Below are 23922 nucleotides of genomic sequence, written 5' to 3' on the forward strand. Positions count from 1 at the left end.
TGCAGCGCACGTGGAGCCGTGGGTATTCCGTGCGCGCTGAGTCGAGTCGCCCGGTTTCTCGGGTACATATGCCGCAACACCCGAGAAACCCGGCGACTCGCGATCAGATCAGCGAACGCAGCGTGGGGATCAGGTCGCCGAACGCTCGCGCGCGGTGGCTGATCTCATTCTTCGTCTCCGGCGGCAGCTCGGCTGCCGAGACGTCGTAGCCGTCCGGCACGAAGATCGGGTCGTAGCCGAAGCCGTTCTCCCCGCTCGGTGCCGTTGCGAGGTGCCCGGGCCAGATCCCCTCGGAGACGTGCTCGAAGCCCGTCTTCGGGAAACCGTCGGGGACTACGAGGGCGATCGTGCACCGGAAGCTCGCGGCACGGTGCTCAGGAGCGATATCGGCGAGCTGGGCGAGCAACAGCTCGAGGTTCGCGCGGTCGCCGGCCTTCGGGCCAGCCCAGCGCGCGGAGAAGATGCCTGGCGCGCCACCGAGCACGTCGACCGAGATCCCACTGTCGTCGGCGAGTGCAATCCGGCCGGTGTGTGCTGCGGCCGTCCGTGCCTTGATCAGGGCGTTCTCTGCGAAGCTGACGCCGTCCTCGACCGGCTCGGGCCCGTCGTACGCGACCACGGTGAGCTCGGGCATGGCGGCGCCCAGAATCCGCTGGAACTCACCGACCTTGTGCTGGTTGTGGGTGGCGAGCACGACCTCGATGGTCATGCCGAGTCGCGCCCCAGTGCGGCGACCTGCAGCTTGGTCAGGTCGACTGCTCCACCGAGAGCGAGGTCGAGCAGCGAGTCGAGCTCGCTGCGGTCGAACGGTGCACCTTCGGCTGTGCCCTGCACCTCGACGAAGAGACCGCGACCGGTGACGACGACGTTCATGTCGGTTTCGGCTCGCACGTCCTCGACGTAGGCGAGGTCGAGCATCGGGGCACCGTCAATGATGCCCACCGACACGGCGGCGACGCTGTCGATCAGCGGAACAGCCTTCTGGCCGATGAATTTCTTCTCGCGAGCCCACTCGATGGCATCCGCGAGTGCGACATACGCACCGGTGATCGCGGCGGTGCGTGTTCCACCGTCGGCCTGAAGCACGTCGCAGTCGATGACGATGGTGTTTTCGCCGAGCGCCTTCGTGTCGATCACAGCGCGGAGGCTGCGCCCGATCAGTCGTGAGATCTCGTGGGTGCGGCCGCCGATCCGGCCCTTAACCGACTCGCGATCCATGCGGCTGTTGGTAGAGCGAGGAAGCATCGAGTACTCGGCGGTGACCCAGCCCTTGCCCTTTCCGGCCAGCCAGCGCGGCACGCCGTTGGTGAAGGAAGCGGTGCAGAGGACCTTCGTCTTGCCGAATGAGATGAGGGCAGAACCCTCCGCCTGGTCGCTCCAGCCGCGTTCAATCGTCACCTCGCGGAGTTCGCTCGGGGTACGGCCGTCTTTGCGGGTGATATCTGTCATGTGGTTCTCCCTAGTGGGCGCCGTCGGCGCTGGTGTCGGAAAGGCTAGATGTTTCGGAAATCGGCGTGCGCGCGGATGGCCGCGAGGTCGATCACACCCGTCTGGACGAGGTCGACGTGCGAGATCTCGCGACCGATCAGCCGGTGCGCGAGCTCGAGGAACTCCTCCTCGCTCGCTCCTGTCGCCTCGTAGCGGTGGGACGGCGGCACATCGCTCGTGCGTTCGAGCCCTCTCGAGACGAGTTCCCGGTATACGTCGTTCGCGGTTTCGGTGTCACTCGACACCAGGGTCACGTTCGGTCCCATGACGTACGAAATCGCACCCTTGAGGAACGGGTAGTGGGTGCATCCGAGCACAACGGTGTCGACGCCGGCGTCCTTCAGCGGCTGCAGGTACTGCTGCGCGGTAGCCAGGACATCGGGGCCGGTGGTGATTCCCTTTTCGACGAACTCGACGAAGCGCGGGCAGGCTTCGCTGAACAGCTCCAGGTCCGGAGCGGCGGCGAAGGCGTCTTCATACGCGCGGGAGTTGATCGTTCCCTCGGTCCCGATGACCCCGACCCGTGCGTTCCTCGTGCTCGAGACGGCGGTGCGAACGGCGGGCTGGATCACTTCGATCACCGGCACCGTGTAGCGCTCACGAGCGTCTCGCAGCATGGCAGCGGATGCCGTATTGCAGGCGATCACGATCATCTTCACGCCCTGGGCGACGAGATCGTCGAGCACCTCGAGAGCAAAACGGCGAACGTCGGCAATGGGCTTTGGACCGTACGGCGAATGGGCGGTGTCGCCGATGTACAGGATCTCCTCATTGGGGAGCTGGTCCTGGATGGCGCGAGCCACCGTGAGCCCGCCGACGCCTGAGTCGAAGATTCCGATTGGCGCGTCATTCACTCGCCCAGCCTACCGCCCCACCCTCGTCGCTATGCTGACGGGGTGAACCCAACGTCGCTTCCGCGGGCCTCGACCGCACTGCACACCGACCGCTACGAGCTCACGATGGTTGACGCGGCCATTGAACACGGCACAGCCGACACCGAGTGCATGTTCGAGGTGTTCGCCCGCCGGCTGCCGGGGGCACGGCGCTACGGCGTCGTCGCCGGAACCGGCCGGCTTCTCGACCTCATCCGGGATTTCCGTTTCGACGAGCCCGAGCTCGAATGGCTGCGGGAAAACCGCGTAGTCACGACGAAGACACTCGACTGGCTCGCGAATTACCGCTTCTCCGGTGACATCTGGGGATACCGGGAGGGCGAGGCCTACTTCCCCAACTCGCCGCTCCTGGTCGTTGAGTCGGGCTTCGCCGAAGGTGTGCTGCTCGAAACTCTCGTCCTCAGCGTGCTCAACTACGACAGCGCCGTGGCCAACGCAGCGACCCGCATGGTGACCGCCGCCCGCCGACGTCCCCTCGCCGAAATGGGTTCCCGCCGTGCCCACGAGCAGAGTGCCGTCGCCGCGGCCCGCGCTGCATACATCGCCGGGTTCGACGCGACGAGCAACCTCGAAGCCGGCCGCACCTGGGGAATCCCCACGATGGGCACCGCTGCGCACGCCTTTACGCTCCTGCACGACAGCGAAGAAGAGGCGTTCCGCGCGCAGGTCGCCTCACTGGGCGCCTCAACGACCCTCCTCGTCGACACGTACGACGTCGAAGAGGGCATCCGCACCGCTGTTCGGGTCGCTGGCACCGAACTCGGGGCAGTCCGTCTTGATTCGGGCGACCTCCCCACCCTCGTTGTCGAGGTGCGTGAGCTGCTCGATTCGCTCGGTGCGACGAACACGAAGATCACCGTGACCAACGATCTCGACGAACACGCGATCGCGGCTCTCGCTGCCTCGCCGGTGGATTCCTACGGTGTCGGAACATCCGTCGTCACCGGCTCCGGCTCACCCGCCGCCGGCATGGTCTACAAACTTGTCGCCCGACGCGGTGAGGATGGGCAGTGGATCTCGGTCGCGAAGAAATCGGCAGACAAGATCAGCGTTGGTGGCCGCAAATACCCGGTCCGCCGGCTCAACGCTGCGCAGATCGCCGTCGAGGAACTCATCTATGTCGGTGATGGGCCCGAGGACAGCGGCTCTCGCTCAGAGGCCGAACGGCCCCTGCTCGTTCAGCTCGTCGATGCCGGGAAGATCGACGAACAGTTCACCGGCGCTGAGGGCACGCGGCGCGCGCGTGAACACCGTGCGAAAATCCTGAGAGAGCTGCCAGCGGATGCCGCGCGGCTCGGCCGCGGGGATCCGACGCTTCCGACGACCTTCTCAAACTGAGGGACTATTCGGACTTCATCTTCTCGTAGATGGCTTTGCAACTCGGGCAAACCGGGAATTTCTCCGGGTCACGGCCCGGCGTCCACTTCTTGCCGCAGAGCGCGCGGACCGGCTTCCCGCTCAGCGCGGACTCCATGATCTTGTCTTTCTTCACGTAGTGGGAGAAGCGTTCATGGTCTCCGGGTTCGACACCCTCGTTATTGAGGAGCTCCTCGAGCTCGCGGTCGAGAACGGAGGTACCACCGGCATCCGGGGTCGATCCCGGGTCTGCAATGCTCACACGTGCGTCAATCATGCGTCGATTCTACCCGCGCCGGGCACCGACCGAGGCGGTCAGTGACTGAGAGCGAACTCCATAATCTCTGGGCCCCGACGGTCGAAGACGCGTCCGCCGCCCCACACCCCGACGACGAGCGCGACAACGCCGGCACCGACGCCTGCGATCAGGGCCGGGAGGTGCCAGCCCGGATCGCCGGTGATACCGAACCAGGCAAAGGCGAGTGCCGGCGAAGCGACGATCAGGGATCCGGCGAGACCGACGGCCTGAGAGAGTCCTCCGAGCGTTCCCGACGACTGAGGCTGCTGGAAAGGACTGTCCCCAGGAAGCGCTGCCGGGTACGGCAATCGCACGGAAATGTAGCTCGACAGCCCGACCCCACCGAGGAAGAGCGCGGTCGAGACGCCGATCATCGACGGCAGCGCAGCCCAGTCCCCATAGAACTGAATGCTGATCATCGACCCGATGACGATGAGGGGGATGCCGATGAGCAGCACCGGGAACATCCGCCCGACTCGATCCGCCCATCCCTGGACTCCTGAGACGATGTGCAGCCAGACCGCTGTGGAGTCGAAGGCAAGGTCATTGTGCAGCGACCAGCCGAGGAAGATCGCCATCACCGGCAGCGGAAGGAGCGCGAGGGTCTCGATCGGTACCCCGATGACGAGGAACGGAAGAATCATGATGACTGGCACGATCGGGATGATCAGAATCGACATGAGATAACGGGGGTCGCGCGCCCAGTAAGCCATGCTGCGGGCAGCGATGACGGATGCCGGTCGGCCGGGAAGCACGTCGAACCAGCCCATGCCTCCATACGTCCGCACGACCTGCTCGCGTTCGGGAGTGACGAGCATGTGTGCAACGAGTCGGTCCCAGGCCAGCCAGAGCAAGGCGGCGGTCGCGGCGGCGATGACGAGCTTGAGCAGGGCTGCGCCGATGTTGCCCATCGCAACATCGCCCGGGACGGACCAGACGGCACCGAACGGCGTCCAGCTCACCACGTCTGCCGCGTCGCCGAGCACGCCAAGTCCGTCACGGGTCCAGTCCACGCTCGATAAAAGGATGATGGCGGGCGCGAGGAGCACGAGGACGAGAGTGCCGATCACTCCGGTGAGCTCACGTGAACGCCTGGTGGCGAGCAGGAGCGACGCGAGAGCGGTGGTGACGCGGGCCGCGAGAACGCACGTGGCCACCGCAAGGAGGGCACAGATCGCAGCCAGAATGACCGTGAACAGCCCGCGGGACCAGGTGACAACGGTCAGGACGCTCAGTATCAGGATGACCGCCGACGGCACACTGACGAGCGCTGCGAGGAGCAGACCCGCTGACAACCGCTGTTGCGGGAACCCGACGAGGGCGAACCGGCGCGGATCCATATCGTCATCGATGCCGAACACCAGAGGAAGCAACACAAAACCGAGCACGACGAAAGAACCAACGATGACGAGGAGGTTGCGCGCCAGCTCATCGGGCGCGAATCGCAACGCGATGAGGCCGCTACCGATCAAGACGACCATCGCGACACCGGCGGCCGTTCCGAAGACGATGCCGACGAGTTGCCACACGCTCCGCCGGAACCCGTTGGCCAGCAATCGCAGCCTTAGTCCGAGAAGCTGTGCAACCATTCCATTCCTTCTGCGGCCTTACGACCGCCCGCAAGTTCGACGAAGCGTTCCTCGAGTGTCCCGGCACCGCGAACGTCGTCGACGGCTCCGGATGCAAGGACCTGGCCGTTGACGATGATGGCGACGTGGTCGCAGACCCGCTGGATGAGGTCCATCCCGTGGCTCGACAGGACGACCGTGCCGCCGTGCGCAACGTACTTCTGCAGGATCTCGATGACGTTGGCCGCCGACACAGGGTCAACGGACTCGAACGGTTCGTCGAGAACGAGCAAGCGTGGCGAGTGGATCATGGCTGCCGCAAGAGCGACCTTCTTGGTCATCCCTGCCGAGTAGTCCGTCACGAGGCGGTTGAGCGCATCCTCCAGACCGAAGGCTCGGGCCAAGTCCTTGACCCGCGCACGTACCGTCGCGCTGTCGAGCCCGCGGAGAACTCCCGCGTAGTAGAGCAATTGCGCGCCGGTCAGCCGGTCGAAGAGCCGCAGCCGGTCGGGCAGAACGCCGATCGAACGCTTCGCAGCATCCGGATCGCTCCACACGTCGATCCCGTGGACGGTGATATTCCCGGCATCGGGACGGAGCAGTCCTGTCACCATCGAGAGTGTGGTCGTCTTGCCTGCACCGTTCGGACCGACGATTCCGTAGAAGGACCCTTCGTGAACTTCAAGGTCGATGCCGTCGACGGCGATGGTGTCCCCAAAACGGCGTGAGAGTCCTGAGATGCTGAGCACGACAGGCGAGGTTTCCGGATCGACGGCGGTCAGCCGCGGTTCGAAGCGGACCTCGGTCTCCTCATGATCGGGCACGGCGTCTGCGACGGGGGCTGGTGTCGCGGTCGCCACGTCGGCCATCGCATCGACGGCCGGGGCGGTCTCAACGACGGACGCTTCGCGTTCAGCAGCAGAAGGCTCGGCGAGAACAGCAGTTCCGGACGTGACGGGGTCCACGGCTGGCTCAGCCGGCGCCTCAGCCAGAGGTTCGGCCTCGGGTTCCGGCTCTACCGCGACTGCAGGCTCCACCAAGGCCGCGGGTTCGGACTCAATCCGAAGATCAGCCTCGGCGTCGGGCTCTACGTCGAGGTCGGTTCGGCCCTCTGGCTCAACAGGAGACGGCGTATCGTCGGAACTCTGGACAACGGTGGTCGCCTCGTCGACGAGTGCTGATTCATCCGCTTCCTGGGAGCTTTCAGCCGGCGCGCGATCAGCGGTCACCGCGGCTGCCGTCTGCTGCGAGGCGGGAACAAGCGTCAGGAACGGCCAACGTTTGGTCCAGACGAACCTCATCGGTTCCTGGTCATCGAGCACCGAGCGTGTCTCGGGGGCCTGCGGCATCGCTTCGAACTTGAGCGCTGCGTCGTCGGGACTCAGCGTCGGCAGCGGCGGCGTCACGTCTGACATCGGCGCCGTCGTAGTGGCTGCACCCTGCTGCTCCCCTGTCGGATCCTCGACCGCTGTCGGCTCGGTTCCTGTGGGCGCGGTGATCGCGAAATCTCCGGATATCTGAGAAGCGAGCGTGAGTGCTGGCCGTTTCGAGGAGGGACGCTTGGAAGGGACCTTGCGCACCCCTGGTGCGGCCGTTGTTCCGGCGTCGGCCGACTTTTCTGTCGGGCTCGTCGACGTGTCCTCGGCGGCAGGGCTCATTGGCCTGGCATCGGCCGCAAAGAGTGCGTGCAGTTCAGCGACCGCTGTCCCTGCAACGCTTGGGCGGTCATCAGCCGAATCGTCCGTGGTTGTCGTGTCGGCCGTCGTGAAAGGCCCTTCTTCGGATTCTTGAGCAGCAGGAGCGGCAGCTGCAGGGGCGACCACGGTCACGTCGCCCTCCGGGCTCGCAGGTGCGTCGTCCGACACGAAGGGGGAAACCTCCGTCGAACGGTTTTCCGGATCAGGCTCTGACGTGGATCCGGCGGGCTTTGGGGCACTTTTCGGCGCAGCCGTTTTAGCCGCAGCCGCCTTGCGCGCAGCCGTCTTCGCCGCAGCCGTCTTCGCCGCAGGCGTCCCGGACGCAGTCGATTTGGGAGGGGTTGCTATGGAGGCGGCGGGCTTACGGGCTGCCGGTTTACGTGCGGCTGGCTTCGGAGCGGGTGGCGTCACGCCGGCTTCATCCTCGAGGGCCTCCTCGGGTGTCACTCCTGCAGTCGTCGGGGCTGGGTCAGCGGGCGCGCTTGCTTTCTTCGCGGTTCCCGACTTGGCAGCGGCCGCTTTGGCTGTGGTGGTCTTACTTGTTGTGGACTTGGCACGCGGCTGCGCGGTCGTCCGGCCAGCTGCGGATTTCCCCGCTGAACGTTTCGCGGGAGTCTTCCGCGGGGTTGCCGCGGGTGCGTCGCCAGCGGGTTCGTCACCCGCCGGATCTGAGGATGACGGTTCTGCCGCAGACGCAGCGGCGGTCTTCCGTGGGGCGGCCGGTTTTCTGGCCGCTGGCTTGCGCTTCGGTTTCGCAGGTGTGCCAGCGCTGGGAACCGAGACAGCGTCGTGAACGGAGGTTTCCTCTCCGGATTCAGCTGCAGCGGCGCTCTCGTCGGTCGATTCGGTCAATGGAGCAGAGGCATCCATCGACGGCCCGACAGTTGATGCGTTCTGCATCTTCCGGTCGGGCACGTCCTGGGGAGAATCGAGCGCTGGAGTCACTGGTCCAACCTACCAAGTGACCACTGTCTATTCGAGGCCGAAGCCTACTTCTGGCCGTTGATGAACCTGTTAATAGCCCGTACGCCTTATTACGATCCGACAACAGAGACGGAATCCACTAGGCCCCCAGTAGGGGTGTCGCGATAACGTAGACGATGGCATAACGGGGTGTCATTTCATCGACTTACAGGTAAATTCCGCAGTAACACCGCCGAAAACGGCAATCGGACAGGCCTGAACAATCTTGAGGAGAATCTCGTGACGACCCAGGTAGTAATACTTGCAGCGGGCATGGGCAGCCGACTGGGCCGCTCCCTTCCAAAGCCACTCACCGAGCTGGCCGACGGCCGCACGATCATGCAGCAGCAGTTCGACAACATCCACCACGCGTTCGGCAAGAACGTCAAGGTGACGATCGTCGTCGGCTACAAGCTCGAGCACATCATCGAGGCGTTCCCCGAGGCATCCTTCGTTTACAACGAACAGTACGACCAGACCAACACGTCGAAGAGCCTGATGCGGGCGCTCAGCGCCTCGCAGCCCGGTGGCGTGCTGTGGATGAACGGCGACGTCGTCTTCGACCCCGCTGTTCTCGACCGTGCCGCAACTATGATGGCGCGCGACCAGTCGTTCGTGACCGTTAACACCTCGAAGGTTTCCGACGAAGAAGTCAAGTACACCACGAGCGCCGAGGGTTACATCAAGGAACTGTCGAAGACCGTCAAGAACGGACTCGGCGAGGCAGTCGGCATCAACTACATCTCGCGCGACGACAAGGCGATCCTGCTTCGCCAGCTCGCCCGCGTCGGCGACCAGGACTACTTCGAGCGCGGGCTCGAACTGGCCATCGAGCAGGACAATCTCCTGATCGAACCCGTAGACATCTCGGATCTCTACGCGGTCGAGGTCGACTTCGCCGAAGACCTTGAGCGAGCCAACCTTTTCGTCTAGAACACACAGCAACAAAAACCGGCACGTGTCGCCTGACCGTGCCGGTCTTTGTTTGCCGATAGGTTTGTGGTCGTGAGTTCACCCGCCAACGTACGACCGCCGAAGCGCTCGTACGTCACTCGCTACCGCCACGCCCTCTGGCTGCTGACCAAGCGCGACCTGCGTGTGCGGTACTCGACGAGCGTGCTGGGCTACGTCTGGTCGATACTCGATCCCCTGGTTATGGCGGGGATCTACTGGTTTGTGTTCGCGGTTGTCTTCAACCGCGGTGACAATATCGGGCAACAGCCGTATATCGTCTTCCTCCTCGTCGGTCTCCTGCCGTGGATGTGGTTCAACGGCGCAGTCTCCGACAGCACCCGAGCGTTCCTTCGTGAAGCGAAACTTGTGCGATCCACCTCCATTCCGCGAACCATCTGGGTCAACCGACTGGTGCTCTCCAAAGGGATCGAGTTTGTAGCGGCCCTCCCCGTCCTCGCCCTCTTCGCAATCGTGTACGGCGCTGGCCTGAGTTGGGAAGTAGTGTTTTTCCCGCTCGCCATTCTCATCCAGTGCGTTCTCACCGTGGGAATCGGGCTGCTGGTCGCACCCATCGTCGTGTTCTTCCGCGACCTCGAGCGAGCAGTGAAACTCATTCTCAGATTCCTCTTCTACGCCTCCCCCATCATCTACGGGCTGAGGGACTTGCCCGCCGAACTGCAGCCGTTCGCGGTATTCAACCCGCTCACCGGGATCTTCTCGCTGTACCGGTCCGCGTTCTTCCCTGAACAACTCGACTGGTACGCCGTCGTCGTTTCCGCAGGAATGTCGCTCCTCTTCCTCGCAATCGGCATCTGGGTGTTCAAGCGCTCGGAGCGCACCGTGCTGAAGGAACTGTGATGCCGGAACCCGTCATTCGCGTCGACAATGTCGGCATCCGTTTTCGCCGTAATCGTGGTGGGCGACGGAACTTCAAGGATCTGTTCTCGAGTCGCGACCGGCGCTCACGGCCGAATGAGTTCTGGGCCTTCCGTAACGTTTCGTTCGATGTACAGGCGGGCGAGGCGATCGGTGTCGTTGGCCGCAACGGGCAGGGCAAGTCGACGCTTCTCAAACTTGTCGCCGGCGTCGTGCTGACCGACGAAGGCAGCGTCGAGGTCAACGGCGGAGTTGCGCCGCTGATCGAGATCACCGGTGGCTTCGTCAACGACCTCACTGTGCGCGACAATGTGTTCCTCACTGCCGGGCTGCACGGCATGACCAAGTCAGAAATCGAAGCCAGATTCGACGAGATCATCGACTTCGCCGAAATCAACGACTTCGTCGATACCCCGTACAAACACCTCTCGAGCGGAATGAAAGTCCGCATCGCCTTCAGCGTCATCTCCATGCTCGAAGAACCGATCATCCTGGTCGACGAGGTCCTCGCGGTTGGCGACAAGGGATTCCGGGAGAAGTGCTACCGCCGCATCGAGGAGCTTCTCGAGGGCGGCCGCACCCTGTTTTTCGTCTCGCACAATGAGAAAGACCTGCGGCGGTTCTGCACCCGCGGTCTTTACCTGGACAAGGGTGCGCTTCAGCTCGACGGCCCGATCTCGGATGTGCTCGACCGCTACAACGCTGAATACCACCGCTGAGGCGACAACGGAACCCTCGGCGTTGCCCTGCGTCTTCCCAGCGCCGAAACCTAAACTGGTGCGGCACCACCGATTCCCCAGGGGGACCCTTTGACCGCATCAGATGAACGTATGAGGATTCTGGATGCTGCAACGCAGGAAACTGCACCCGAGAAGTCGCCACTCTGGCTCCGCAGCATCGACCGAGCCCTCTCTGTACAGCGGCCCGTCGTCGTCGCCCACATCCGGGTCCTGCGACGCGCTCATCCGAACGCTACGCCGGCGCAACTCGTGCGCATCCTCGAGCGCCGCTACCTCACCGCGATCACGACCGGAGGCGCTGCCGTCGGCGCAACCGCCATGGTTCCCGGGTTCGGAACGGGCCTCACCCTCACTCTTGCCGGAGCAGAGACAGCCGGATTCCTTGAGACCACCGCACTCTTCGCACAGTCGGTCGCTGAAGTACACGGCATCACCGTGGATGACCCTGTGCGGGCTCGCGCACTCGTCATGACCCTCATGCTCGGTAAAGCCGGAACGGACCTTGTCCGCCAGTTCACCGGACAGGCCTTCCACGGTGGCCCGCCGCGCAAAGTATTCTGGGGAGAGATGGTCACCAGCAAGGTTCCTCAGGCCGTGATGGGCCCCGTCGCCGACGAACTCAAACGCCGGTTCCTCAAGCATTTCATCAAGAACCAGGGAACATCACTGGTCGGCAAGGCAATGCCCTTCGGCGTCGGCGCCGTGATCGGCGGTGCCGGGAACAACTTCGCCGGCCGCCAGGTCGTCACAGCATCGCGAAACGCATTCGGCCCGCCCCCAGTCTGGCTGCCGCTCGAACTCGAACCCCGCGACCGCAAGGCGCTCCCGACCATCCGGCAGTTGCGGGAACGCCTGCCCTTGCCGCGCAAGGCACGCCGCCGCGAGTCCGGCGACCCCACGCTCTAGCTAGCGCAGTTCGTCGTCGTCTTCGCCGGTCTCGTGCGACTGGTCGTCGTGTCCGCCCGTCGCCGTGGTGGGAACCGCGACAGGAACGGATGCTGTCGCTTGCGCCGGCTCGTCACCCGCGTGGAGAGCCGCGTAGCGTTCCCACTCGTCCATGAGATGCTCGACCGCGCTGTGGAAGCGCTCCGTCGCTGCGCCGGGAGTTGGGTCGCCGAAGTAGCGTCGAACCCAGTAGTCGAGCCGTCCGACCGTTTCGGGGTCGTGGAGAACGCGATCCGTTTCCGCGATGATGGACGAGGCATCCGCTGCGTCGAGCCACTCGCACGCCGACAGGTAACCCGTGAGATCGACTTGCGCTTCGGGGTCGGCCGGGCGGGTAATGAGCAGCGGCTTTCCGCTCGCAAGCCGGTCGTAGACCATGGCCGAGATGTCTACGATGGCGACGTCCGCTGCAGACAGCTGCCAGCCCAATTCTGACCCGGTGTCGTGGATGTGGTGCGCCCCAGGATCCGCCGCGTTAGCGGCGCTGAGCATCGCAACGATCTCGCGGTTAGCTGCCCCGTATTCGTGATCGACGACGCCGCTGCGCGGGTGCGGCCGGTAGATCACCCGGTGGCTACCGGTGGCGACGAGGGCGCGAACGAGATCAACACCGTGGGTGGCGATCGATCCGTACGCTGCGGCGCTCCGATCGCCTTCCCATGTCGGGGCATAGAGCACGACGGTGCGCTCGTCGGGGGTGTACGGGAGTGTGCCGGAGTAGTGGTCGGCCTGAGGCCTGCCGATCGGGATGGCGCGCTTGTCGAAGTCGTAGTCCCAAAGGACCTTGTCGAGTCGCGCGCGAGCCGCGTCACCGGCGATGAAACTGTAGTCGTAGGCCTTGAACTGGTTCGTCGTCATGTACATCTTGTCGCTCTCACCGTGGTTGATGAAAACGTGCCAGCGCTGGCCGTAACGGAACATCTGGAAGTTCTTGGTGTTCTGGTTGACGTAGAAGACGATGCGGATGTCCTGCTCGGCGAGCGTCCGCTCGAGAGCGGAGACGGTGCGGACATACGCGACAGGAAGCGGGGATTCCTCGAACAGCTTCGTCGCGGCGGTTGCGCCGCGGCTCAGGACAACGACGGGCCAGGTCCGACCGAGCACCTCCAGCGGCTTGTACCACTGACGAAGCTGGTACATGTTTACCTGGCCGTCAGCAAAATAGACGGCGATCTTGTACTTGTTCGGTTCGAGAGGTGGGAGCTGTGCGAGACGACCCGACAGGGCGGCCCGTGCGCGTCGGTTCGCGAGCAGGTCCCGCCCGATCTTCACCGCTTTTCGCGCGTCCTGCAATACACCCATGGGTACCAGCTTAACCACTCAAATCACCGGCGGTCGGCCAGCTCGAGCCATCCGCCACACGGTCGACCAGCGAATCGGACGCCGTTCACCTGGGTTCGTCGTCCAGCCTTCGCGCCAGCCTCCGAACCAGGCTCGGAGCGCCACAGGCTGTCGCCACCACCGAAGCACGTGGACGCCGGTCCACGCTCCGACATAGATCGGGACGAAGGGTGCGGGGAGATTCCGACGGGCCAGCCAGACCCGGTTCCGGGCGTTGAGCCGGTAGTACTCAGGGTGCCGCGTCTGCACCACAACGGGGTGGTGTGCTTCGAGGTCGCCGGCGTACCAGGCTCGCTTGCCCTGGTCCCACACCCGCCATGCCAGCTCGATGCCCTCGTGAGCGTAGAAGAACGGTGCTGCCCAGCCACCGGTGGCGTTGAAGACCGCACGCGGCAAAAACACCACAGCCTCTAGGCAGGAGAAGACGTTGCCGGGATCTCTCGCGTCGCCTTTGCGGATACGCGGGATCCAGCGCCGTGGTGCAGGGGTGCCAGTGGGGTCGGTCAGCCGGGGCTGGATGAGTCCGATCCCCGGGTCGCGCGCGACGAGAGCGATGCAGGATGCCAGGAACCCGGCATCCGGGAGGAATGCATCGTCGTCGAGGAAGAAGATGTACTCGCCTGACACGACCTCAGCACCGCTGTTGCGACCCGCCGGGATGCCGACGTTCTCGGGCAGAGCGAGACCGCGGACGCCCTCAGGCAGGCCTTCCGGCTGCCATCCGTTGCCGACGACAACGACGTCGAGATCTACGTCTCGCTGGTCGAGCACACTACGGATGCCGCGGGCAAGGTCCTCTGGGCGGGATCCCTGGGTAAGGATCACGACGCCGACGCGAGGTGTGAGCTCAGGCACGGACACGCTTCGACGACATGATCGCAACGAAGTGACCAAAGAGCGTGATGACGCCGAGGACCAGAAGAATGACGAGTACTCCACGCATAGCGGCGAGCTCTCCGATGAACAGTCCGACAACAGCAGCAGCGAAGATGACCATCGTCAGTTCGACCGAGTGGAAGATGCGGTGGAAGGGCAGGAACTTCGCGATCCTGCGTGCCGCGGCGAGCGCTCCCCCGCGCGGTGCCGATTCCCCCTCGGTGTATGTCAGTTTCGGTGCACCATAGTTCGCTCGGGCCACACGGACCATGTCGTTGAGCGCCTTGTTGAGCACGATCACGAGCGCGAGGAGCGCTCCCAGGGTTGTGTAGAGGTAATCCTCTGGCGCCTCGAAGGGGTACCCAGCGGCGCGAATCGCCAGCGCGAGCGGAATGAGCGACTCGGTCGAGTAGTGCCCGACGGCGTCGAGGAACGCCCCCGCAGGAGATGACGTCCGGCGCCACCGTGCAACCTCACCGTCGCTGCAATCGACGAGCATCTGCAACTGGCCGAGAACGAGCCCGAGCAGCGCTCCCCAGATACCGGGGATGAGCAATGCGCCGGCGACTGACCATCCGGTGAGGATCATCAGACCGGTGACACCGTTCGCTGAGATGCGGGTGCGCAGCAGCAACCAGGTCAGGTACGGCGAGATGTCACGAAGGTACAGCGATGCCGTCCAGTGCTCCGCGTTGCGGCGCCCACGGACCTCGGGCGGTTGGGCGACCTCTCTCAGCTCCGCGATCGTGCGGGGCTTGAGGGGTCGATCAGTCGACGGGTCCGACACTCGTGCCTCCGGTTCTTTCGTTCTTCAACGCTGAGATGTTGCTCGCCAGCGAGAGGAAGCCGAGCACGAATCCGACTCCCCAGCAGAAATGGATACAGGGCAACACTACGAGAAACCACAGTTGCGAGCGGATGCCGTCCCGCCTGGCGACGAGGATGGTCGCCGCGAGCACGAGGAGGAGGTACACCGCAGGCGCCACCCAGCCGAGTAGAAGCAGGCTCGGCGCCCCGACGAGAGCCTGGACCACGCCGATCAAGCCAAGCAGGATACCCAGGCTGACGCCGACCACCATAACGGGTGGGGCGAAGTAGCGGAGGTTGTTGGCGCTGGGAAACCGGCGGGTCAACTCTCCTCGCCAGAGTCCAGTCGAGAAGAACTGCCGTGCGAGCGCACCAAAACTCGGCCGTGGCCGGTAGGTGACCTTGAGCTCCGGTGTAAACCAGACAACACCACCGGCCAACCGGATGCGCCGGTTGAGCTCCCAGTCCTGACCGCGTTTGATGCGTTCGTCGAACATGCCGACTCGTTCGAGCGGCCCGCGTCGGAACACACCGAGGTACACCGTGTCGGCCGGCCCTTCGGCTCCGCCGACGTGGAGTGGGGTTCCGCCGAGGCCGACCCTGCTGCCGTACGCCCGCGCAACAGCACGCTCGAACGGCGTGGTTCCCTGAGCGTCCATGATGCCGCCAACGTTGTCTGCGCCGGTGCGCTGCATGGTCTCGACGGCGATCCGGGCGTAATCACTGGGAAGGACGGAATGCGCGTCGACGCGGATGACCACGGGGTACCGGGTTGCGGAAATCGCAATGTTGAGCCCGGCAGGAGTTGAGCCGACCGGGTTGGAAAGGACCCGGATACGCGGGTCAGCGCGGGAGAGTTCTTCGACGAGTTCATTCGTGCCGTCAATGGACGGGCCGACTGCGATGGCTACCTCGAACGGGCCCTGGTAGTCCTGCCGAAGCAGGCTGTCGACCGCGGCGCGCACGTGGGTGACATCGTTGAGGACGGGCATGACATACGAGACCCCGACAAGTTCGGCGCTTGCGCCAGTCGATGTGCTCTCGGCCATGGTCTCCACTCGATGAATTAGTCGGTTGAGCCTATCAGTGGGGCCGCGGAACGGTCTTCGCGCGCCAACGCAGAAACGCCCGCGAGCCGAAGCCCGCGAGCGTTTCTGGAGTGCGATCAGAGTACGAGTTCTCCCAGAGTCACATCGACGGTCCTCGTGTCGCCGTCCCGGACGTAGGTCACTTCGGCCGTTGCCCCAGCCGCGAGTGCCCGAACCTGTGCGGTGAGGTCGGTCGCACCTGTGATGGGGTGCCCGTCGAAGTTGGTGACGATGTCACCCTTTTGGAGACCGGCGTCAGCTGCGGCACCGCCTGAACTGATGTCGCTGATCAGCGCGCCAACCACGGGGCTGTCCTGAGCGCTCGACGCGTCGCCGACGCTTGCACCGAGAAGTCCGTGGGTCGCCTCGCCGTTCTCGATGATCTCATCGGCGATGCGCTTGGCGATGTTCGCGGTGATCGCGAAGCCGACGCCGATGCTTCCGCTCTGGTCGGAGCCTTGTGTGCTGCCGGCACTCGCGATGGCGACGTTGACCCCGATGAGCTTGCCCTGATCGTCGACCAGTGCGCCTCCGGAGTTTCCCGGGTTGATGGCGGCATCCGTCTGGATGACGGCGAGTGAGATCACTGACTGCGTCTGGGGGTCACTGTTTTCTTCGCCGGGGAGGTTGAAGCCCCACACGTCGTATGGGCTGTCGGATCCGTCCTCCTGCGTCGAGTCCTCGGGTACGGCCGAGGATGCGACGGTGATGCTCCGATTGAGGGCGCTCACGATTCCGTCGGTGACGGTTCCGGCAAGACCGAGCGGAGCACCGATCGCGACGGCCATGTCACCGACGTTGAGCTTGTCAGAGTCGGCGAACTCCATCGGGGTCATGCCGCTGGCGTCCTCGAGCTTGATTACGGCGAGGTCGTAGACGGGGTCTGTGCCGACGATCGAGGCTGAGTACAGCTTGCCGTCGTTCGCCGTCACCTGAATCTGAGGATCGGGGATCTTGCCGTCGAGCGTGACGACGTGGTTGTTGGTGAGCACGTAACCGTCTTCGCTGAGGACAATGCCTGAGCCGCTTCCGCCGCTGTTCGAGCTTTGCACCGCGAGCGTCACGACGCTGGGCGAGGCGGTCGCAGCGATGGCGGTCGCCCTGGTGACATCCGAGGTGTCGTTAATGGTGATGTTCTGAGAGCCGCCGGCACCCGCAGTCACCGTGGTGCCCGAGTTCTCGACGAGGAGAGCAGCGGTGCCCGCACCGGTCGCACCGCCGACGAGAGCACCGATGGCCAGACCCGCGATCAGAAGGCCTGCTGTGGACCGGCGCTTCTTCGGCGCCTGTCCGTGTTCGGATGACCCGTTCACTGCCGAGCCGAACGATGCCCCGTATGCGTCCGTCTTCTGGCTGTCGCCCGGGTGGTGCTGGCTCGAGAAGTGGGAGTTCTGGTCGGCGAATGCCGGGTAATTCTGGGTGGGGTATGCGCCGGTGCGCTGCTCTGCACCGTGGTCAGCCGACCCCACACCGAAAGCCGAACCCGATGCGTGTGGTTGCGCATCCGTCGGTGCCGTGTCGGTGCGGTGAGCGGACTCCACGCCGGGGAAGTATGTCGGAACGGGAGGAACGAACGGCGGCGGAGCTTGCCAGGAGCCGGATGCTGCGTCAGCCTCGGGGCGCGGAGCAGCGGACTCGTTGGGGTCCCGAGCGTCGTTGGAGTCCTGCGGGGTTTCGTTCATGGGGTGCTCCTTCCAAGCAAAGCCAGCTTTCACGGTCAAGCTGGGCGTTGACTATGCGCACTCTGTGAGCGAACTAGGGCGCGACCGGGTTCTTGCCGTTACCCGCGGCCGGCGCTCTGCACCGCGGTCACCATCCAGCGTAGCCAGATCCGGTCAACATCCGGGGCCGCTCGGATTTCGTGTACATTCGCGGTCCACGAGCACGGTCTTTGCTGTGCCTGCGACGGCGGCGACAACTGCTGCCGGTCCGGGGAGCGTGCCCGCAATACTGCGCCACCCCAGGGTCGCGACCCGGAATTCGACGGTGTACGACACGGTCACTGAGACCCTGTACAGACCTTTCGTTTCGAACACGTGGCTCGTGGCGGTCGGTGAGAACTCCGGCAGCCCGAGCGATGCCCAGGTGGCGCCGGGCACGCTCGATCGCGTTGAGGAGCCATCGCCCCACGACCAGGAGTAGCTCGACGGGGTGAAGCGCACATCCACCGCGTGATCGAAAAGTGTCCCGGATATCACGTGCGTGCGGGTGCCGACGATGAAGTTGGCCGGGAGCCCGACGAGCATCCAGCCGTCTGGCTCCATGCTCAGGCTCGGTGCCAGCGGGCGGAAGGATGCAAGATCGCTCAAGGTGATCGCGTCGCTGACTTCGGTACAGGACGTGCAACGCATCGACGTGTCGATGGCGTCGTCGCCGCCATCGTCACCGCCGTCGGTGTCGCCTCCCCCATCTCGACCGTCGGTGTTGCCGCCTCCCCCACCGCCGTTGTCGCCGTCGACGATCCCGTCACCGCGAATGACAGCCTCGCCGCCCTCGATGCCGCCCTCGGCGCAGACACCACTTTCTTTGTCAGCTTCAGTGCAATTGCTGGCGGCTACCGCGTCAATCGGTGTGCTCCCGAGAAGCACGAGCGCAAGAATCACACACAAAAATCTTTGCCGGACCATGAATCGCTTTCTGCAATCTTCAAAGACAATGGCTCGCTTTTCACTGTGATGAAGCTCACCAGAACAGGGAATCGCTCCATCCGACTCTCAGGCGTCACATCAGCACCGGATGCGTCGAGAAAACGCACTTTGCTAACGTCCCGACACAACTTGAGCTTCACGGCTGCGTCATTCTCCTCGGCGATAAAATCTTCCACCGAGATTGTGTCGAATGAGGTGCTGCCCTCGGTGTGCCAGCCGTTACGTTCGAGCATGCCTTCCTTGCTCAACTCGACTAGGTACTCCTCAGTTACAAAGGCCGCCAAGTCTTCGTCACCAGCGCCACCGGAAGCGAACACTGCATCTAACGCAGCCGTGTACTGCTGATAGACATCCGTCGCCGCGGCGAGCGCCTCCTCCTCCGATGCGAAGATCGCCGTCGGTGTCGGGCTGGGAGGGGCGGCTGCGGGCGGAGTGCAGCCTGCGAGGAGCGCGGCCAGCAGGCAGGTGACGGCGACCGCGGTGCTGCGCCGCAGCATCCGTCGGGGCTGTGCCGACCGAGCACTCATGGCGACAGAGTAGAACAGTCCGGTGCTGTTGCGGGTGGGTTATCCACAGATCGGTGCAGCTCGCGACTAGCCTTGGATACTCAGGCGGTGACGCCGGATCGGAGGGAGCGCGGATGCTCGAGCACGGAGGCTGGCGGAAAACCGCTGCGGGAGCAGGGCTCCTCCGGCCAGACGGCTCAATTGCCGCAACAATCTTCGCGGAGATGAGCGCTCTCGCCTTACAGACAGGCGCGATCAACCTGGGTCAGGGGTTCCCGGACGAGGACGGCCCGGCAGCGGTTCTCGACGCTGCCCGCCGGGCGATCACGGATGGCGTGAATCAGTACCCACCCGGACGCGGATTCCCTGACCTGCGTCTCGCCGTCGCCGAGCACCAGCAGCGGTTCTACGGAATCACGATTGACCCGGATACAGACGTACTCGTCACCGCCGGCGCTACCGAAGGCCTCGCGGCCGCCATCCTCGCCCTTGCCCAGCCGGGCGACGAGGTTCTGACCTTCGAGCCGTTTTACGACGCGTACGGCGCGCTCATCGGTCTCGCCGGTGCCGAGCATCGGACGGTTCCGCTCCGGTGGCCGGACTTCCAGCCCGACCACGATGACCTCCGTGCTGCCGTTTCGGACCGCACTCGGATCATCCTGATCAACAATCCGCACAACCCGACGGGCGCCGTTTTCGACCGGGTAACTCTCGAACTGATCGTCGAGCTCGCCCACCGCCACGACGCGATCATCGTCACAGACGAGGTCTATGAACACCTGATCTACGACGCCACGCACATCCCGATCGCCGCACTGCCCGGCGCATGGGAGCGGACCCTCACTCTCTCCTCAGGCGGTAAGACGTTCAACACCACCGGGTGGAAGATCGGCTGGGCAACCGGTCCCGCAGCCCTCATCACAGCGGTCACAACCGTCAAGCAGTACCTCACCTACGTCAACGGAGCACCATTCCAGCCGGCGATGGCTACCGGGTTGCGTCTTCCCGACGAGTACTTCTTCGGCGCCGCGGCCGAGCTCCAGTCGAAACGCGACATCCTTGCGAGCGGTCTGCGCGAAGCAGGTTTTCCGCTTTCACTTCCCAGCGCCTCGTATTTCATCGTGGCGGATGCCTCGGCGCTCGGGATCACGGACGCAGCGGATTTCTGCAGACAGCTCCCCCACCTCACCGGCGTTGTGGGCGTGCCCGTTACGGCGTTCGTGCATCCTGACCGGCATGAGAACTACGGTTCCCTTGTACGGTTCGCCTTCTGCAAGAAGCGGCCCGTGCTGGAAGAGGCAGCGGGTCGACTCTCGGCTCTACGCGCCTGACGCAACCGGCCCTAGGTGTGCTGGGCGTCGCGCGGCACCACGGCGAACCGGCGCAAGCGCAACGCCGGGTTCACGACGCGCACGTCAGCGATTGTCGAGGCGGATGCGAAGCCCACCACAACATCCGTTTCTGTTCCGATCCCGGCGAGCTGGGTGCCGGTGGGGTCGATCACCATACTGTTTCCGACTCCGATCGGCGGTGTGTGATCGGCGGCGGCAACATAAATCGTGTTCTCGATGGCCCGTGCGCTCACGAGCGTGCGCCAGTGGTGCTCCTTGAGCGGTCCGCGCACCCACTCAGCAGGCACAAGCACGACGTCGGCACCTGCATCGACGATGCGCCGCGTCACCTCAGGGAAACGGATGTCGTAACAGGTTTGGATCCCGAACGAGAGACCACCGACCTCGAAGAGCTGTGGCTCATCGAGACCGCCAAACACGACCCAGTCGCTTTCCTTCTGCCCGAACGCGTCGTACAGATGCTGCTTGCGGTACCGGGCAACCAATTCGGCCTCCGGCGACAACACAACGATCGTGTTGGCGAACTTCGATGCGTCTTCGGTGCGTTCCACGAGCCCAGCGACCAGATGGACCCCGAGCTCCTGAGCGAGTCCCGCCAGCGTCTCGACGAAGGTTCCGTCGATCGGTTCTGCATGATCAACCAGGTCCTGCCCCATGGGGTTGCTGAAGTAACTCGAGTACTCCGGGAACACCACGACAGATGCTCCGCGTTCGACGGCTCGTTCGGCGAGGACGCGAATGGCGAACAGATTCGCCTCGGCATCAGCCTCCGGTGCGAACTGTGCGACAGCGATTCCGACGGGAGCATGTTCGGTCATTGCCCCAGCTTAGGCAACATGCGAAAAGAATTGTCGGCCCGGCGTGGCACGCGAGTGCTCGGTTCTCGTGCAGAATGAGTGCATGGGATACCTGGTCTACGGCGATGGCACGGAATATGAAATTGACGACAGGGCCCTCGCGCACCTCAAGATCGTCATTGGCTCGAAGCTTCGGCGACAGGAGGGATTCTTCGTCAGCTGGGAGCACACCCCTGAAGAAGGCTCCGGCCGTGTCTCGGTGTGGGTCTCGCCGTCGATTCCGATCCAGTTCAGGTTCGTCGGGAGCAAAACTCCAGAGCTGAACCGGCAGTGGCTCGAAGTGCTTGCCGACTCCTCCTTCGGCCCCCGCGGTCTTCACCTCATGAGCGAGGCAGATGCGACCAAGCAGGCGGGCGCGCGGAAGGCCTGACTCCGTTCGCTGGGCCCGTGAGGGCTTGGAAAACCCTGTGCATTCGCTCGCGGACGAGATCGCACACAAGCAAGCATTTTCGCGGGGAATCGTCACAATCCTGCGTGTGCCCGTGTTCTGGGTGGCTTTTCGAGCATTCATAATCGAATGACGCCAGCTTTTTGTGTCCCTGACCGTTACCAATCTGTTAACTTCCCTCAGTTCGAGGTGAAAAATCGGTTCAATTCGCGTAGTGTCTAGGGAGTCCCATTGGCTCGACCCAGAGCCGAAGGACACGCGTAAGGTGCCCCCCTCGTCACTTACGCGGTTTCCCCTCTTGCTGAGGACGAGGCAGCGTCATGACGCATGTCGCTGCGGGCTTTCGGAGAATGTACTTTGGCGAACGCTGGTGACTCCCTGTCAGAAAACGGTCATTTGACCCGACGCGACAGGCGAACCATCCGCGAAAGCGCCACAACAGCGCCCGCCCCCCTCACCCGCCGGAGTTTGCGTGAACGCGCCGCAGCTGCTCAGGCGGAGTCATCGGCAGAGGCGACACACATTGTGGTTCCCGAACCAACCCCTCTTCGTCGCCGCCGCGACGCCCGCGCTGCCGTTCAGGCCGAGCGGCCCATTGCACCCGAAGACGTACCGGTTATCGAAGAGCCGATCGCCCCCGTTCCCGTCTGGGCTGACCCGATGGACGAATCCGTCGAGCAGACCGAACCGGCCCTCCCCGAATCTCCCGAAGCAGATTCGCACCGGACCCCAGCGGATGCCGTCGCTTCGGTGCCGTTCGACGCCGACCCCTCTTCGGTCGCCGCGGCTTTCATCGCCCCGACCAGCGGCGCTCACCGTCCGCATTTCCGCGAGGCCACAGCAGCTGACTCCACCCCCGTGCCTGCCTCCGCCTTCCGCGCCCACTCCTCGGTGCCCCGGCCCGCTCGCTGGCGTTCGCTTCGCTCACCCGCCATCATCGCTCTGGCTATACCCGCGTTGCTCGGCACTGTCGCCCTGCCCGCTTACGCATTCTCACCCGGCACTGGTTCGACCGCGCAAATCACCAACGCAAACGCCGCGCTCACCACCGATGCGACGGCAGCCCAGTCATTCACCGTCAGCGATGACGTGACCCTGGCTGAGGTTGAACGTGATGGGTATTCCGCAACCAGCGCAGAAGAGCTCGAGCAGACCTACGCGGCGGCCGGTTACATCTACGACAGCGCCTCAGCCCTTGCCGGCTACCTGGCGCCATCGACCAGCGGCTGGTGGCGTCCCCTGCCGGGCGAGATCACGTCCAAGTACGGTCCTCGCGGCCTCATCTGCAATGGCGCCGGGTGCTCAAGCTCGTTCCACGAGGGAATGGACTTCGGCGGCGCCTGTGGCACGCCGATCAAAGCCGCCGCGACAGGCACAGTGAGCTTCACCGGCAACGCAGGCGCCTTCGGTAACCGCGTCATCATCGACCACGGCGACGGACTCCAGACAATCTACGGTCACCTCCTCAGCGGCTCGTACTCCGTGTCCGTCGGTGACGTCGTCGAAGGCGGGACCGTTATCGCAGAGGTCGGCGCCACTGGCGTCGTCAGCGGATGCCACCTCGACCTCAAGGTTGCGGTGAACGGGGAACACACAAACCCCGCACCGTTCCTGCGCGAGCGCGGCGTTACGGTCTAGTTTCAACCAGCTTCTGGGTGCGAAGTGCGCGCTCGGTGCATTTCGCTTGCCATCGGCGAACGAAACCGCAAGGATCGCACTACCCGTTGACAGCGACGGGTCGATTGCGACCCGCTCGCGAGGTCGCCGATCGGGAAACCGACGAAAGCTGCGGATATGGGCACCCTGACCTACGACGGCGTCATTGTTGAGTTCGACGACCGGCTCCTCGCACACCTCCAAATCGTGATCGTGCAAAAGCTGCGCTGCGGCGAGAGCTTCCTGCTGTCGTGGAAGGATGCCGTCAGCATCGGGAACGGCCGAAGTTCCGTCTGGCTGCATCCCTCCATCCCCCTGTATTTCAAGTTCTGGGGCAGCAGACCGCCGACGATCAACCGGCAGTGGATCGCAGAACTCACCGCCTCTGCGAACAGCGCTCATGGCCTTGTCGTCTTCGGCGAGGATGGGTCGCACCAACCGACGGCCGGCCGCGCCCCCGAAAACAATGCCCAACATCCATCGCCACACCCGGACCAGCGGCCTCATGAGCACTGATGCGTCGTACGTCGCCGTGAAGTCAAGCCCTTGTTAACGTCAGCGAAATCGCGTTTGCTGTAAGTAACCATTCACTGAATCACCGGTCACCCACGACTGCGCTGGTGGA

Annotated in this window: 23 protein-coding genes; 9 read left to right on the forward strand and 14 right to left on the reverse strand. The window is 64.2% G+C overall.

Going from position 1 to position 23922, the window contains the following annotated elements; translation table 11 throughout:
• Nucleotides 1-103: 103 nt before the first annotated feature.
• From rdgB to murI, 3 genes are read right to left on the reverse strand one after another with little or no spacing between them, the layout of a single operon-like run.
• Nucleotides 104-709 carry an RdgB/HAM1 family non-canonical purine NTP pyrophosphatase gene (gene rdgB / locus ACWA1Q_RS09430; protein ID WP_463756897.1) on the reverse strand — a complete coding sequence of 202 codons (606 nt, stop codon included), beginning with the start codon at nt 707-709 and terminating at the stop codon, nt 104-106.
• Nucleotides 706-1449 (reverse strand): ribonuclease PH, encoded by a 744-nt coding sequence (rph, locus tag ACWA1Q_RS09435; RefSeq protein ID WP_463756898.1) that lies wholly within the window; start codon nt 1447-1449, stop codon nt 706-708. The genes rdgB and rph overlap by 4 nt, the downstream gene beginning before the upstream one ends.
• Nucleotides 1450-1493: 44 nt before the next feature.
• Nucleotides 1494-2342 carry a glutamate racemase gene (murI, locus tag ACWA1Q_RS09440; RefSeq protein ID WP_463756899.1) on the reverse strand — a complete coding sequence of 283 codons (849 nt, stop codon included), beginning with the start codon at nt 2340-2342 and terminating at the stop codon, nt 1494-1496.
• 105 nt (nt 2343-2447) lie between these two features.
• On the opposite strand from murI, the gene ACWA1Q_RS09445 reads away from it, so the two are divergent.
• Nucleotides 2448-3719, forward strand: a complete 1272-nt coding sequence (locus tag ACWA1Q_RS09445) for a nicotinate phosphoribosyltransferase (RefSeq protein WP_463760826.1) — start codon at nt 2448-2450, stop codon at nt 3717-3719.
• Between the two features lie 4 nt (nt 3720-3723).
• Here ACWA1Q_RS09445 and ACWA1Q_RS09450 read toward each other — a convergent pair whose 3' ends face one another.
• The 3 genes from ACWA1Q_RS09450 to ACWA1Q_RS09460 are packed head-to-tail and all read right to left on the reverse strand — an operon-like array spanning nt 3724 to nt 7468.
• Nucleotides 3724-4014, reverse strand: coding sequence for a DUF3039 domain-containing protein (locus ACWA1Q_RS09450; protein ID WP_463756901.1), 291 nt, complete (start codon nt 4012-4014; stop codon nt 3724-3726).
• Between the two features lie 38 nt (nt 4015-4052).
• Entirely contained in the window at nt 4053-5624 is a 1572-nt protein-coding gene (locus ACWA1Q_RS09455; protein WP_463756902.1) for a hypothetical protein, read from the reverse strand.
• Nucleotides 5600-7468: an ABC transporter ATP-binding protein gene (locus tag ACWA1Q_RS09460; RefSeq protein WP_463756904.1), complete on the reverse strand. Its 1869-nt coding sequence runs from the start codon at nt 7466-7468 to the stop codon at nt 5600-5602. The genes ACWA1Q_RS09455 and ACWA1Q_RS09460 overlap by 25 nt, the downstream gene beginning before the upstream one ends.
• Nucleotides 7469-8503: 1035 nt before the next feature.
• Here ACWA1Q_RS09460 and ACWA1Q_RS09465 point away from each other — a divergent pair.
• The 4 genes from ACWA1Q_RS09465 to ACWA1Q_RS09480 all read left to right on the forward strand — a co-directional run bounded on the left by ACWA1Q_RS09465 (nt 8504) and on the right by ACWA1Q_RS09480 (nt 11739).
• A complete protein-coding gene (locus tag ACWA1Q_RS09465) occupies nt 8504-9196 on the forward strand; it encodes a phosphocholine cytidylyltransferase family protein (protein ID WP_463756905.1) in 693 nt (230 codons plus the stop codon).
• A 66-nt stretch (nt 9197-9262) separates the two neighbouring features.
• Nucleotides 9263-10075 carry an ABC transporter permease gene (locus tag ACWA1Q_RS09470; RefSeq protein ID WP_463756906.1) on the forward strand — a complete coding sequence of 271 codons (813 nt, stop codon included), beginning with the start codon at nt 9263-9265 and terminating at the stop codon, nt 10073-10075.
• Nucleotides 10075-10812 (forward strand): ABC transporter ATP-binding protein, encoded by a 738-nt coding sequence (locus ACWA1Q_RS09475; RefSeq protein ID WP_463756908.1) that lies wholly within the window; start codon nt 10075-10077, stop codon nt 10810-10812. Before ACWA1Q_RS09470 ends, ACWA1Q_RS09475 begins: the two co-directional genes overlap by 1 nt.
• Before the next feature lie 90 nt (nt 10813-10902).
• Nucleotides 10903-11739 carry a hypothetical protein gene (locus ACWA1Q_RS09480; protein WP_463756910.1) on the forward strand — a complete coding sequence of 279 codons (837 nt, stop codon included), beginning with the start codon at nt 10903-10905 and terminating at the stop codon, nt 11737-11739.
• Here the strand turns inward: ACWA1Q_RS09480 and ACWA1Q_RS09485 are convergent, their stop codons facing one another.
• From ACWA1Q_RS09485 to ACWA1Q_RS09515, 7 genes are all read right to left on the reverse strand, one after another.
• Nucleotides 11740-13080 (reverse strand): CDP-glycerol glycerophosphotransferase family protein, encoded by a 1341-nt coding sequence (locus tag ACWA1Q_RS09485; RefSeq protein WP_463756912.1) that lies wholly within the window; start codon nt 13078-13080, stop codon nt 11740-11742. It lies immediately after the preceding gene.
• Between the two features lie 18 nt (nt 13081-13098).
• Nucleotides 13099-13974: a glycosyltransferase family 2 protein gene (locus ACWA1Q_RS09490; RefSeq protein ID WP_463756914.1), complete on the reverse strand. Its 876-nt coding sequence runs from the start codon at nt 13972-13974 to the stop codon at nt 13099-13101.
• On the reverse strand, nt 13967-14782 hold the full coding sequence (locus tag ACWA1Q_RS09495) for a CDP-alcohol phosphatidyltransferase family protein (protein ID WP_463756916.1): 816 nt from the start codon (nt 14780-14782) through the stop codon (nt 13967-13969). The genes ACWA1Q_RS09490 and ACWA1Q_RS09495 overlap by 8 nt, the downstream gene beginning before the upstream one ends.
• Entirely contained in the window at nt 14763-15851 is a 1089-nt protein-coding gene (locus ACWA1Q_RS09500) for a glycosyltransferase family 2 protein (protein WP_463756917.1), read from the reverse strand. Before ACWA1Q_RS09500 ends, ACWA1Q_RS09495 begins: the two co-directional genes overlap by 20 nt.
• Nucleotides 15852-15967: 116 nt before the next feature.
• Nucleotides 15968-17572: a S1C family serine protease gene (locus ACWA1Q_RS09505; RefSeq protein WP_463756919.1), complete on the reverse strand. Its 1605-nt coding sequence runs from the start codon at nt 17570-17572 to the stop codon at nt 15968-15970.
• Nucleotides 17573-17725: 153 nt separating this feature from the next.
• Nucleotides 17726-18493 (reverse strand): hypothetical protein, encoded by a 768-nt coding sequence (locus ACWA1Q_RS09510; RefSeq protein WP_463756920.1) that lies wholly within the window; start codon nt 18491-18493, stop codon nt 17726-17728.
• Nucleotides 18490-19065 (reverse strand): hypothetical protein, encoded by a 576-nt coding sequence (locus ACWA1Q_RS09515; protein ID WP_463756922.1) that lies wholly within the window; start codon nt 19063-19065, stop codon nt 18490-18492. Before ACWA1Q_RS09515 ends, ACWA1Q_RS09510 begins: the two co-directional genes overlap by 4 nt.
• Nucleotides 19066-19178: 113 nt before the next feature.
• Between ACWA1Q_RS09515 and ACWA1Q_RS09520 the strand changes: the two genes are divergently transcribed.
• The gene (locus ACWA1Q_RS09520; RefSeq protein WP_463760827.1) at nt 19179-20375 is read left to right on the forward strand and encodes an aminotransferase class I/II-fold pyridoxal phosphate-dependent enzyme; all 1197 of its coding nucleotides are present in this window, start codon (nt 19179-19181) and stop codon (nt 20373-20375) included.
• Nucleotides 20376-20386: 11 nt separating this feature from the next.
• On the opposite strand, the gene ACWA1Q_RS09525 is transcribed toward ACWA1Q_RS09520, so the two are convergent.
• Nucleotides 20387-21214 (reverse strand): carbon-nitrogen hydrolase family protein, encoded by an 828-nt coding sequence (locus ACWA1Q_RS09525; RefSeq protein ID WP_463756924.1) that lies wholly within the window; start codon nt 21212-21214, stop codon nt 20387-20389.
• An 82-nt stretch (nt 21215-21296) separates the two neighbouring features.
• Here ACWA1Q_RS09525 and ACWA1Q_RS09530 point away from each other — a divergent pair, with 82 nt between their 5' ends.
• The 3 genes from ACWA1Q_RS09530 to ACWA1Q_RS09540 all read left to right on the forward strand — a co-directional run bounded on the left by ACWA1Q_RS09530 (nt 21297) and on the right by ACWA1Q_RS09540 (nt 23813).
• Nucleotides 21297-21623 carry a DUF7882 family protein gene (locus tag ACWA1Q_RS09530; RefSeq protein ID WP_463756926.1) on the forward strand — a complete coding sequence of 109 codons (327 nt, stop codon included), beginning with the start codon at nt 21297-21299 and terminating at the stop codon, nt 21621-21623.
• Between the two features lie 543 nt (nt 21624-22166).
• Nucleotides 22167-23279 (forward strand): M23 family metallopeptidase, encoded by a 1113-nt coding sequence (locus tag ACWA1Q_RS09535; protein ID WP_463756927.1) that lies wholly within the window; start codon nt 22167-22169, stop codon nt 23277-23279.
• 156 nt (nt 23280-23435) lie between these two features.
• A complete protein-coding gene (locus ACWA1Q_RS09540; protein WP_463756929.1) occupies nt 23436-23813 on the forward strand; it encodes a DUF7882 family protein in 378 nt (125 codons plus the stop codon).
• Nucleotides 23814-23922 lie beyond the last annotated feature (109 nt).

The sequence above is a fragment of the Mycetocola sp. TRD_SC_2 genome, from assembly GCF_055361225.1.